Origin of the sequence: Inquilinus ginsengisoli, assembly GCF_031453975.1 — a bacterium.
Taxonomy (GTDB): Bacteria; Pseudomonadota; Alphaproteobacteria; order DSM-16000; family Inquilinaceae; genus Inquilinus; species Inquilinus ginsengisoli_A.
The window spans coordinates 312,999-324,586 of record NZ_JAVDPW010000005.1 but is presented as its reverse complement, the minus strand read 5'-3'; the positions used below and the strand labels follow the sequence as shown (position 1 = coordinate 324,586).

Below are 11,588 nucleotides of genomic sequence, written 5' to 3'. Positions count from 1 at the left end.
ACCGGCGATTTCTCCCAGCCCGGACCCGCCCGGCCCGAAGGCCGCGCGGATCCGCCCGGGAGCCATCGGTCCGGTCAGTGGTCTTTCTTCCAACCGTCCGAATTGACCCAGTAATCGAGGTTCTTCTCGAGGCGGCCATCGAGCGTCGCCTGGTCGAGGAATAGGTTCATCCAGACCAGCAGGTCCTGGGAATCGTAGCGCACGGCGAAGGCCAGCGGCTCCTTGGACAGGATCTGCGGCATGATGGTGAAGGTGCCGTCCGGATAGGCGCCGGACTGGCCGGTCACCGCCGAGACGTCGTTGACGCCGCAATCCGCCTGGTCGTTGTTCACCGCGTCCAGCAGCAGCGGCCCGCCGCCCTTGTAGCTCTTGATCTCGGCGTCCGGGAAGGCAGCCTTGGCGTTCTTCTCGCCGGTGGCGCCGAGCAGCACGGCGATGCGGGTTCCCGGCGCCTTGCAGGCCTCGACCGACCCGAACTTGCCGCCCGTCTTGGCGAAGACGGCGCTGCCCGTGTACATGAACGGCTTGGTGAAGCCGACCTTCATGGCCCGCGCCAGGGTCGGGGTCATGTCGCCGACCAGGAGGTCGGCCTTGCCCGACAAGAGCGCCGGGATCAGGCCGTCCCAGTCGAAGTCCAGGAAGGTGATCTTCACCCCCATTTCCTTGGCCATCAGCTCGGCCAGCTCGACCGAACTGCCGGTCCGCGCCCCGTTCTTGTCAACCATGGAATAGGGCGGGCCCTGCGTCTGCACCGCCACGCGCAGCTCGCCGCGCGCGGTGATGTCGTCGAGCGTCCCGGCCCTGGCGCCGTCGACGCCGATCAACGGCAGCAGGGCAAAGCCTGCGACGAGCCAACTGACGAACTTCATTCGAATGTCCTCCGTGTTGCATGCCGCCCTTTTCGGGCTCTCTCCTTGGGGCGCCGCGCGTCGTGCCGACCGCCGCCGCCCGAAGATCTTCGCCTAGGGATCCCAGGCGGTGGTGTCGGCCACCCGGATGCCGCGCCTGGCCAGTTCCGCCAGGAACGGGCCGTCCGGCACATGGGTCAGGGGGTTGAGCAGCCCCGCGGCCGCGATCTCGCCGCGCGCCAGCATCTGCGCCACGATGCTGGCCGGGCCGCCGACGCCGATGCTCATGCCGAACAGGCCCGAGGCCAGGTCGCGCTCGATCACGAGGTCCGAGGTCACGGTCTTGCCGCGGCCGCCCTGGACGCCGCGGAAGACGTTGCGCATCACGCACAAATCCTTCTCGGCCGCGCCGTATTGCAGCTGGGGGCCGAGCAGCCGGCTGAGAAACTCGCGCGGGCTGACAGTGCCGGCCAGGCCCGGCACCGGGTCCTCGGAGAGGAAGCCGAGCTGCTTCAGCGGCGCCCAGAAGGCGGACCACCCCGGCCAGCGCAGGGTGTAGCGGCCGGTGCGCCGGAGCGAGCCGGTGTTGCCGAGCATCTCGGCATAATGGACAGCGTCGCCGTTCGGCAGCGCTTCGAGCCGTCCCAGCCCGGCCACCTCGATCTCGTGGATGAAGCGGTTGTCGTGCTGCTGCGCGGCCGGGATCTCGACGCGCTGGCCGTCCTCGAGCAGGACCGAGGCGCGGTTCTGGCTCATCAGCACCATGTCGAAGTTCCAGCTGACCTTGTAGGACAGCGGACCGGTCCGGGCCTGCGGCTCGGGGATGCCGCCGCAGTAGGACTCGATCGCCGTGACGGTGTCGAACTGCCGCGCGGCGCGCCGGTACAGCACCAGGTCGATGCCGGGATCGAGGCCGCATTCGGTCATCACACCGATGCCCGCGGCCTCCGCCGCCGGGCCCAGGTCCTCGATCGATCCGGCGTAGTTGGTGGTCACGATCGGCGTCCGCGCCGCGATCGCCGCCGTCACCGCGTCGCGCATCAGCGGCAGCGGCATCAGGTCGATGGCGACGTCCACGTCCCGCATCACCGCCGCCAGGGCCGCGCCCATCGGCCCCTCGGGCACGACCAGGCGCACGCGGTCCGGATCGACCAGGCCCGCGAGCCGGTCCAGCCCGTCCGGCGCGGTGTCGACGCAGACGATCTGCTCGACGCCGGGGCTGGCGGCCAAGTCGGCGATCGCCGCCCGGCCCTGCAGCCCGAGGCCGCCGAGGACGGCGACGATCACGACATGGCCGATCCGCGCAGCTGCGCCTCGGACTCGTCCGACCAGCACCCTTTGGGCAGGCCGACCCATTTGTTGCAGGACGCCATCACCACGAAGGTCTCGCTGCGCGAGATCTCCCCGGGTTCGCCGACCTTGGGGATCAGCTCGCTGGTCACGCGGTAGAGATCGGCGACATCGTCGGCCACCACCACCTCGGCGATGATGTCGAAGCGCCCGGTGACCACCGAGGCGGAGGTGACGAAGGGCAGGTCGGCGATGCGCTGCGCGATCTCATGGATGCGGCCCCGCCCCAGCGTGTTGATGCCGACGATGGCCGAGATCAGCTCCGGACGCGCCGACAGGTTCAGCAGCCCGACGATCTTGACCAGGTTCCGATCCACCAGGCTGCGCAGGCGCGAACGCACCGTCGGCGCCGACACGTCCATCTTCTCGGCCAATCCGCTGGCGCCGAGCTGCGCGTCCTCGGACAGCAGCCTGACCAGCCGCCGATCCATCGGGTCGAGCCGTTCCCTCACCATCATTCTTTCGTTTTGAGAAAAAAATCGAGAGAAAAATCTCTCTTCAAAAAATTTGTATGCCTATTTTTTCAAAATAACAAGAACCCGCTCGCAGCGTTTTCCGCCGAGTTAGGGCGGGACAAGGGTAAGGGCCCGGAGCCGGGCGAACTCCGCCGGTGCGGCAGATAAAGATGTCTTGAGATGACGCCGCCGAGCGGCAGCGCCATACCCTCCCGATTCCGGAGTCCGGGTGCGATCGGAGACGACGGCCTAAGCCTGCGTCAGTCCTGTTTCAGCTCGAGCTCGCGGTTCACCCGCAGCGCGGCCAGGGTGCAGACTGCGCCCGACAGCAGGTAGGCGCCGACCAGCGCCAGGCCGAACCGGCTGGACAGGGCCAGGGCGACGAAGGGGGCGAAGCCGGCGCCGACCATCCAGGCGATGTCCGAGGTCAGGGCCGAGGCGGTGTAGCGGTCCCGGTTCGGGAAGTTCGAGGCCACCGCGCCGGCCGCCTGGCCGAAGGACAGGCCCAGCAGCGCGAAGCCCACCAGGACGAAGACCACCCGCGCCGTGGGCCCGCCGCCGAGCAGCATCGGCGTGACGAAGCTGAAGATCGCGATCAGCACCGCGCAGACCGCCAGCAGCGTACGCCGGCCGGTGCGGTCGGCGATCAGCCCCGAGGCGACGATGCCGATGGTGCCCAGCACGGCGCCGGCGAACTCGGTCATCAGGAAGTCGCCGGCATTGTGGTCGGTGTAGAGGGACACCCAGCTGAGCGGGAACACCGTCACCAGGTGGAACAGCGCGAAGGTCGCCAGCGGCACGAAGGCGCCGACCAGGATGTTCGCCCCCTGCTGCTTCATCGTCACGGACACGCGCTGGGCCTCGAGGTCCTTGCTCGCGTACAGCCGCTCGAAATGCTCGGTCACCACCAGCCGCAGCCGGGCGAACAGCGCGACCACATTGATCGCGAAGGCGACGAAGAAGGGATAGCGCCAGCCCCAGTCGAGGAAATCGGCGGTCGAGAGGTTGATCAGGAAGAACGAGAACAGCGCGCTGGCCAGCATGAAGCCCAGCGGGGCGCCGAGCTGCGGCATCATCGCGTACCAGCCGCGGCGGTTCGGCGGCGCGTTGAGCGCCAGCAGCGACGCCAGCCCGTCCCAGGCGCCGCCCAGGGCCAGGCCCTGCCCGATTCGGAACAGCGCCAGCAGGGCGATCGCGGCCGGGCCGATGTCCTCGGTCCCGGGCAGGAAGGCCATGGCCGCGGTGGAGCCGCCGAGCAGGAACATCGCCATGGTCAGCTTGACGCCCCGCCCGTGCCGCCGGTCGACCTCCATGAAGAAGATCGACCCGATCGGGCGGGCGACGAAGGCCAGCGCGAACACCGCGAAGGAGTACAGCATCGCGTCCAGCGGCTGCGCCTGCGGGAAGAAGAAGTGCGGGAAGACCAGGACCGAGGCGATGGCGTAGACGAAGAAGTCGAAGAATTCCGCCGTCCGGCCGATCACGACGCCGATCGCGATCTCGCCGGGGGACACGGCGGAGTCGTGCCCGGATCCGGCGGAGGAAGCGGGCGAATCGAGGTCTCGACTGAGTGTGGCCATGGTCTTCTTGTTCCTGCTGGGCAGCGCCTTGCGGGGGGCCGAGATTGTCCCTTCCCTGAATATGGGCCATGATTCGCGTGCGTCAAAGTGCTCCAGAACGAGCCGAAGCGATGGCTGGGGGACCGCCAAACCCTGATGGGAGGCTGCTGCGACGATGTTGCACTGCAACAGTCGGTCGCTTCGTAGGACAAACTGTCCACTGTCGATCCGCGCCGGGCTCGGTTAAGTCAGCCCCCGTGTTACCAACGTAGCTAACTCAGGCAACGGCATGCCCATCAAAGCCTTGCGTCGTTTGATCGTGCTTCCGTTCCTGGCTTTGCTGGGCGGGTGCAACATGGTCGTCATGTCCCCGTCAGGTGATGTTGCGGTGCAGCAGCGCGACCTGATCGTGATCTCCACGATCCTGATGCTGCTGATCATCGTGCCGGTGATCGCGATGACCCTGTTCTTCGCCTGGAAGTACCGGCAATCCAACACGGACGCGCCCTACGACCCGGAGTGGAGCCATTCGACCCAACTCGAATTCGTGATTTGGGCGGCGCCGCTGGTGATCATCATCGCCCTGGGCGCCCTGACCTGGATCAGCACCCACACGCTGGACCCCTACCGGCCGCTGGACCGCATCGACTCGACGCGGCCGGTGGCGGCGGATGTGAAGCCGCTGACGGTCGAGGTCGTGGCGCTCGACTGGAAATGGCTGTTCCTCTACCCCGACCTGGGCATCGCCACGGTGAACGAGCTGGCGGCGCCGGTCGACGTGCCGATCAACTTCAAGATCACCTCGGCGACGGTGATGAACTCCTTCTTCGTCCCGGCGCTGGCCGGCCAGATCTACGCCATGGCCGGCATGGAGACGAAGCTGCACGCCGTGATCAACCACCCCGGCGAGTATGAGGGCTTCTCGGCCAACTACAGCGGCGCCGGCTTCTCCGGCATGCACTTCGCCTTCCACGGCCTCGCCGCGGCGGATTTCGACGCCTGGGTGCAGAAGGTGAAGGCCGACGGCACCAACCTCAGCCGCGAGGAGTACCTGGCGCTGGAGCGGCCGAGCGAGCGCGACCCGGTGCGGCACTACGGGTCGGTGGCGCCCGACCTCTACCCTGCCATCCTCAACCTGTGCGTCGACCGCTCGAAGATGTGCCTGAACGAGATGATGCGCATCGACGCCAAGGGCGGCGGGGGCATGGCCGGCATCGACAACGTCCTGCCGCTCAACCACGACAAGGACGGGCGGCGCGGCGGCGCGGCGGCGAAGACCTTCGTCGCCGCGATCTGCACCACCGACGGCGACATGGCCGACGCCCGCGCCCCGGCCGGGCTGCTGAGCCGGTGGGCGGCAGCCGCCAGGACCGAATGACCCGGACGCCCGCCGCCAGGCCCCGACGGGCCGCGCAACCGAACCCTTCCCGGACGTCACCGCCCGTCGCGGCAGCCTCCGACAAGACCGAGTAGCCCGATGTTCGAAAACCTAGACCTTCAGAAGCTCGTCTTCGGCCGGCTCACGCTCGATGCGCTGCCGCTGCACGAACCCATTCTCGTCGTCACCTTCATCGTCGTCGCGCTCGGGGGCATCGCCGTCTTCGGCGCCATCACCTATTTCCGGCTGTGGTCCTATCTCTGGCACGAGTGGTTCACCAGCATCGACCACAAGAAGATCGGGGTCATGTATGTGGTCCTGGCCCTGATCATGCTGCTGCGCGGCTTTTCCGACGCGATCATGATGCGGGCCCAGCAGGCGATCTCCTTCGGCGCGAATGAGGGCTACCTGCCGCCGCACCACTACGACCAGATCTTCACGGCGCATGGCGTGATCATGATCTTCTTCATGGCCATGCCCTTCGTCACCGGGCTGATGAATTTCGTGGTGCCGCTGCAGATCGGCGCGCGCGACGTCGCCTTCCCCTTCCTGAACAATTTCAGCTTCTGGATGACGGTGTCCGGGGCGGTGATCGTCATGATCTCGCTGTTCGTCGGCGAGTTCGCGCGCACCGGCTGGCTGGCCTATCCGCCGCTGTCGGGCATCGCCTACAGCCCCGACCCCGGCGTCGACTACTACATCTGGGGATTGCAGATCGCCGGCATCGGCACGCTGCTATCCGGCGTCAACCTGGTCGCCACCATCATCAAGATGCGGGCGCCGGGCATGAAGATGATGCAGATGCCGGTCTTCACCTGGACCGCGCTGTGCACCAACATCCTGATCGTCGCCGCTTTCCCGGTGCTGACCGCCGTCCTCGCCCTCTTGTCGCTCGACCGCTATGTCGGGACCAACTTCTTCACGAACGACTTCGGCGGCAACCCGATGATGTACGTGAACCTGATCTGGATCTGGGGCCATCCCGAGGTCTACATCCTGATCCTGCCGGCCTTCGGCATCTTCTCCGAAGTGGTGGCGACCTTCTGCGGCAAGCGTCTGTTCGGCTACACCTCGATGGTCTACGCCACGGTGGTGATCACCATCCTGTCCTACCTGGTGTGGCTGCACCATTTCTTCACCATGGGCTCCGGCGCCAGCGTCAATTCCTTCTTCGGCATCACCACGATGATCATCTCGATCCCCACGGGGGCGAAGATGTTCAACTGGCTGTTCACCATGTATCGCGGCCGCATCCGCTTCGAGGTGCCGATGCTGTGGACCATGGGGTTCATGATCACCTTCGTGATCGGCGGCATGACCGGCGTGCTGCTGGCGGTGCCGCCGGCCGACTTCGTGCTGCACAACAGCCTGTTCCTGATCGCCCATTTCCACAATGTGATCATCGGCGGCGTGGTGTTCGGGCTGTTCGCCGGCCTGACCTACTGGTTCCCCAAGGCCTTCGGCTTCAAGCTCGACCCGTTCTGGGGCAAGATGTCGTTCTGGTTCTGGCTGACCGGCTTCTACTTCGCCTTCATGCCGCTCTACGTGCTCGGGCTGATGGGCGTGACCCGGCGGCTGAACCATTTCGACGATCCGTCGCTGCAGATCTGGTTCGTGTTGGCCGCCTTCGGCGCCGTCCTGATCGCGCTCGGCATCCTGTCCTTCATCGTCCAGCTGGTGGTCAGCTTCAGGCGGCGCGACCAGCTGCGCGACTGGACCGGCGACCCGTGGGACGCCCGCACCCTGGAATGGTCGACCTCATCGCCGCCGCCGGCCTACAACTTCGCCTTCACGCCCCTGGTGCATGACGGCGACGCCTGGTGGGACATGAAGAAGCGCGGCTATGTCCGCCCGGTGGCCGGCTTCAAGCCGATCCACATGCCGAAGAACACCGGCACCGGCATCATCATCGCCGGGCTGGGCGTGGCCTTCGCCTTCGCCATGATCTGGTACATCTGGTGGCTGGCCGCGATCAGCTTCGCCGGCATGCTGGCGGTGGCGATCGGCCATACCTTCAACTACAAGCGCGACTTCCACATCCCGGCCGAGACCGTGACCAAGGCCGAGGATGAGCGCACACGGCTTCTGGCCCAGGCGGGAGCAGCCTCGTGACCACGCCAACCGAACACACGGCAGACGGCCCCGTCCGCTTCCTCGTCGAGGAGGAGCACGAGCATTCGGGCGGCAGCACGATGCTCGGCTTCTGGATCTATCTGATGAGCGACTGCCTCATCTTTGCGGTCCTCTTCGCCTGCTACGGCGTGCTCGGGCGCAGCTACGCCGCCGGGCCGTCGCCGATGGACCTGTTCGACCTGCCGCTGGTGGCGGTCAACACCTCGATGCTGCTGCTGTCCTCGATCACCTGCGGCTTCGCCATGCTGGAGATGGAGCGGGGCCGGCGCGGCGCCACCCTGGCCTGGCTGGTGGTCACCGCCCTGTTCGGCATGGCCTTCGTCGGGCTCGAGCTCTCCGAATTCGCCCATCTCATCAGCGAGGGCGCGGGGCCGCAGCGCAGCGCCTTCCTGTCGGCGTTCTTCACCCTGGTGGGGACGCACGGGCTGCACGTCACCGTCGGCATCGTCTGGATGGTGACGATGATGGTCCAGGTCGCCCGGCACGGGCTGATCCCGGACAACAGGCGGCGGCTGATGTGCCTGAGCCTGTTCTGGCACTTCCTGGACGTCATCTGGATCGGCGTCTTCACCTTCGTCTACCTGATGGGAGTCCTGGGATGAGCGCGGAAGCCCACGCCCATCACGGCGAGCACGACACCGCCGGCCACGGCACGCTGAAGGGCTACCTCACCGGGTTCGTCCTGGCGGTGGTGCTGACCGCGATCCCGTTCTGGCTGGTCATGGGCGACGTGTTCGCCGACCGCCAGGTCACCGCGCTGGCGATCATGGCCCTCGCCGTGGTCCAGATCGTGGTCCACATGGTCTACTTCCTCCACATGAACACCAAGTCGGAGGGCGGCTGGAACATGCTGGCCCTGATCTTCACCGTGGTGCTGGTGGTGATCACGCTGAGCGGTTCGATGTGGGTGATGTACCACCTGAACGCCAACATGATGCCCCCGTCGATGCACGACATGCGCGACATGCCGTGACAGGCGGAAGCGAGGCGGCGCGGCCGCGGTCTCCCGCCACGCTGGCCGTGCTGGGGATCCTGGCGGCGGCGCTGTTCCTCGGCCTGCTGGCGCTCGGCACCTGGCAGGTCGAGCGCCGGGCGTGGAAGCTCGACCTGATCGACCGGGTCGACCGGCGGGTGGCGGCGGAACCCGCGGCGCCGCCCGGGCCGGCCGCGTGGCCCGGGGTCAACGCCGCCGACGACGAATACCGCCATGTCAGGGTCGCCGGCACCTTCCTCAACGACCGGGAGACGCAGGTCTTCGCGTCGACGGCGCTGGGCGGCGGCTACTGGGTGGTGACCCCACTGCGGACGGACGAGGGCATGGTCGTCCTGGTCAACCGGGGCTTCGTGCCGACCGAGAAGCGCGACCCTGCCACCCGGGCGGCGGGTGAGATCGCCGGCCCCGTCACCGTGACCGGGCTGCTGCGCATCACCGAGCCGAAGGGCGGCTTCCTGCGCGCCAACGACCCGGCGGCGGAGCGCTGGTATTCGCGGGATGTCGCCGCCATCGCCGCCGCCCGCGGCCTGGCTGATGCCGCACCCTATTTCATCGACGCCGACGCCGCGCCCAACCCCGGCGGCCTGCCGGTCGGCGGGCTGACGATCATCGCGTTCCCCAATAGCCATCTGGTCTACGCCATTACCTGGTACGGGCTGGCGGTGATGCTGGCCGGGGCGGTGTTCTATGTCGTCCGGGACGAACGGCGTGTCCGGTCGAAGCCGGCCGGGCGGACGGCCTCGCCCGCGTCCGGCGTGCGGTAGAAGTCGGGCGCGCGGTAGAACACGACCGTCGAGTGCGGGATCAGGCCCGCCCGGTCCGGGGCAGCAGCCATGCCATGATGGTCTGGTGCCGGTCGCCGCTGCAGCGGAAGCCGTGCCGCTCGCTCGCCTTGGCGGCAAAGGCCGCCGCCTGGTCCGCCGTCCGCCGCTCACCCTGCGGCAGCGTCATCCACTCCCGGATAATGACCCGGCGCGGGCCATGCTGGGGTTTCATCTCCGAAGTCCTTCCAAGCTCGCGCTAAATTCGTCAGAGCGAAATCACGCCATGCATGAAAGCTATGCACTGCGCGCTCCATCAACTAATGTCAGCAACAGGCGCAAAGCAATCGGCATCAGACACGGAAAAACAAAAGCACATCGAATCTTTATTCTCTGATCTTTCAATCCGTATTGATTTTTGAGCCTCCGGCACCCGCAAAGCAATCCGCGGCTGGCCTCTGGGAAGCCTCGCTTCGATATCGCTGGACAGCGTGTCGCGCGTCAGAAGCGATAGCGCAGCAGGCGGGCGGTTCGCGCCAGGGGCGGAATGGCGATGAAGGCGCGGATCGCCAGGCGCGACACCAGCGACATCCGGGCGACCTGCCGGGGATCGTAGCCCCTGGGGTCATAGGCGGTCAGGCTGGTCATCAGCCTCAGCCGCGGGATGCGGCGTTCGAGTTCATGCGGGTCGGCAATGCTCCAATGCACCGCGGCGCCGGTCGCCCGCACCGCCGGGTGGTGCTGGACCATCTTCAGGCCGAGCCGGCTGAAGCCGTCGAAGGCCAGCTCGCCGCCCGGCAGATGCGCCGTGAGCCGGTCGATCAGCTGCGGCACCGCCCCCTCCCCGAGATAGGGGAACACCCCTTCGGCGATGACCAGCGCCGGACGGTCCGCCGGCACCGCCGCCAGCCAGGCCAGGTCGGTCAGCGGCGAGCCGATCAGCGTGGCGCCGACGCGGTCGGGATAGAGGCGCCGGCGCAGGTCGATCACCTCGGGATAGTCCACGTCGAACCAGCGGATGCCCGGCGGCGGGTCGACCCGGAACACGCGGCTGTCCAGCCCGCAGCCGAGATGCAGCACGGTCGCGTCCGGCTGGCGCGCGATGTAGTCGCGGGTCCAGCCGTCGAAGATGTGGCTGCGCATCGCCACGCCGATCATCAGGTCGCGGTCGACCTTGAGCCTGGCGAAGTCGTAGTCGATCCGGCCCATGGCCTCGGCGGCGAAACGGTCGTGCAGCAGCGAATCCGGCAGCCGGCTCTCCCCGGCCTTGGCGGCCAGGGTGATCAGGAGGGTTTCCTTCTCCTGGGTCAGCGAAATCTTTTCAGCGGTCATCGAGGTCACCGGGTGGTCGTGACGGCCCGCAGGTCGTGACGGCCCGCAGGCCGTGACGGCCGCTGGCGCTGTTCTGCAACACGATCTCGACTGCCGCCTGATAGCGCCTTACGGCCAACAGCGCAAATCGTGGGCCCTGTTCCGGCTTGGCGGCCGACGCGACAGGCCGGCCGCGCCTCGCACCGCTGGTGTCCGGTCAAGCCTTCCAGACTGAAGATTGAGGCGCAGCCTCAACTTTCAATGTCATTGCCCGGCTTGACCGGGCAATCCAGGGGCCACAAAGAGCCGCTCTGGCCGCCCCTGGATGCCACGGTCAAGCCGTGGCATGACAACTGAATTTTTGTATCCCCTCACAGTGGTTGTCGCCGTTCCTCGATCGGACACAAGTGCCCCCAGGACAACCCCGATATCAATTTTACAGGCCGATATGAAACGCTCGGACGCTGCGGCTTGGACCGCGGGCACGTCCGAGGGACCATGGCCATGGCGGAAGCGCTGATCACCGCCGCACCGAACGCCACCACATCGGGACACGAGATGCTGCGGCTCGCCGGGCTGGGCTCGGCGGCGATGGCAGTGGCCCTGATGGTTCACGGGGCCACCGGTTCCGCCGTCCTCGCCATCCTCAGCCCTGCCCTCCTGCTGGGCGGGCTGGTGATGGGACGGGGATCGCGGGCGTGGCTGTTGGTTCGGGAGGATTCCGGCATGGCGGAGGCCAGCCCGGCCGAGCCCTGGGACGAGCACAGCCACGCTTTCCCCTGCGACCCGAACGGCTGAG

Annotated in this window: 12 protein-coding genes; 6 read left to right on the top strand and 6 right to left on the bottom strand. The window is 67.3% G+C overall.

Going from position 1 to position 11,588, the window contains the following annotated elements; genetic code table 11:
• Window positions 1-74: 74 nt before the first annotated feature.
• The 4 genes from E9232_RS15965 to E9232_RS15950 form a co-directional block, all read right to left on the bottom strand.
• Window positions 75-869, bottom strand: coding sequence for an ABC transporter substrate-binding protein (locus E9232_RS15965; protein ID WP_309795296.1), 795 nt, complete (start codon window positions 867-869; stop codon window positions 75-77).
• A gap of 93 nt (window positions 870-962) precedes the next feature.
• Window positions 963-2,135 (bottom strand): saccharopine dehydrogenase family protein, encoded by a 1,173-nt coding sequence (locus E9232_RS15960; protein ID WP_309795294.1) that lies wholly within the window; start codon window positions 2,133-2,135, stop codon window positions 963-965.
• Complete coding sequence (locus E9232_RS15955; protein WP_309795292.1) at window positions 2,132-2,653, bottom strand: Lrp/AsnC family transcriptional regulator; 522 nt, start codon at window positions 2,651-2,653, stop codon at window positions 2,132-2,134. Before E9232_RS15955 ends, E9232_RS15960 begins: the two co-directional genes overlap by 4 nt.
• Before the next feature lie 260 nt (window positions 2,654-2,913).
• Window positions 2,914-4,233, bottom strand: a complete 1,320-nt coding sequence (locus tag E9232_RS15950) for an MFS transporter (RefSeq protein ID WP_309795291.1) — start codon at window positions 4,231-4,233, stop codon at window positions 2,914-2,916.
• A gap of 334 nt (window positions 4,234-4,567) precedes the next feature.
• Here E9232_RS15950 and cyoA point away from each other — a divergent pair, with 334 nt between their 5' ends.
• The 5 genes from cyoA to E9232_RS15925 all read left to right on the top strand — a co-directional run bounded on the left by cyoA (window position 4,568) and on the right by E9232_RS15925 (window position 9,481).
• Complete coding sequence (gene cyoA, locus E9232_RS15945) at window positions 4,568-5,590, top strand: ubiquinol oxidase subunit II (RefSeq protein ID WP_374710625.1); 1,023 nt, start codon at window positions 4,568-4,570, stop codon at window positions 5,588-5,590.
• Between the two features lie 99 nt (window positions 5,591-5,689).
• Complete coding sequence (gene cyoB, locus E9232_RS15940) at window positions 5,690-7,702, top strand: cytochrome o ubiquinol oxidase subunit I (protein WP_309795289.1); 2,013 nt, start codon at window positions 5,690-5,692, stop codon at window positions 7,700-7,702.
• Window positions 7,699-8,325 carry a cytochrome o ubiquinol oxidase subunit III gene (gene cyoC / locus E9232_RS15935; protein ID WP_309795287.1) on the top strand — a complete coding sequence of 209 codons (627 nt, stop codon included), beginning with the start codon at window positions 7,699-7,701 and terminating at the stop codon, window positions 8,323-8,325. Before cyoB ends, cyoC begins: the two co-directional genes overlap by 4 nt.
• Window positions 8,322-8,696: a cytochrome o ubiquinol oxidase subunit IV gene (gene cyoD, locus E9232_RS15930; RefSeq protein ID WP_309795285.1), complete on the top strand. Its 375-nt coding sequence runs from the start codon at window positions 8,322-8,324 to the stop codon at window positions 8,694-8,696. The genes cyoC and cyoD overlap by 4 nt, the downstream gene beginning before the upstream one ends.
• Complete coding sequence (locus E9232_RS15925; RefSeq protein ID WP_309795283.1) at window positions 8,693-9,481, top strand: SURF1 family protein; 789 nt, start codon at window positions 8,693-8,695, stop codon at window positions 9,479-9,481. Before cyoD ends, E9232_RS15925 begins: the two co-directional genes overlap by 4 nt.
• A gap of 40 nt (window positions 9,482-9,521) precedes the next feature.
• On the opposite strand, the gene E9232_RS15920 is transcribed toward E9232_RS15925, so the two are convergent.
• Both E9232_RS15920 and E9232_RS15915 read right to left on the bottom strand, forming a co-directional pair.
• The gene (locus E9232_RS15920; RefSeq protein WP_309795280.1) at window positions 9,522-9,713 is read right to left on the bottom strand and encodes a hypothetical protein; all 192 of its coding nucleotides are present in this window, start codon (window positions 9,711-9,713) and stop codon (window positions 9,522-9,524) included.
• Window positions 9,714-9,979: 266 nt separating this feature from the next.
• Window positions 9,980-10,810, bottom strand: a complete 831-nt coding sequence (locus tag E9232_RS15915) for a class I SAM-dependent methyltransferase (protein WP_309795279.1) — start codon at window positions 10,808-10,810, stop codon at window positions 9,980-9,982.
• A gap of 477 nt (window positions 10,811-11,287) precedes the next feature.
• On the opposite strand from E9232_RS15915, the gene E9232_RS15910 reads away from it, so the two are divergent.
• On the top strand, window positions 11,288-11,587 hold the full coding sequence (locus E9232_RS15910) for a hypothetical protein (RefSeq protein ID WP_309795277.1): 300 nt from the start codon (window positions 11,288-11,290) through the stop codon (window positions 11,585-11,587).
• Window position 11,588 lies beyond the last annotated feature (1 nt).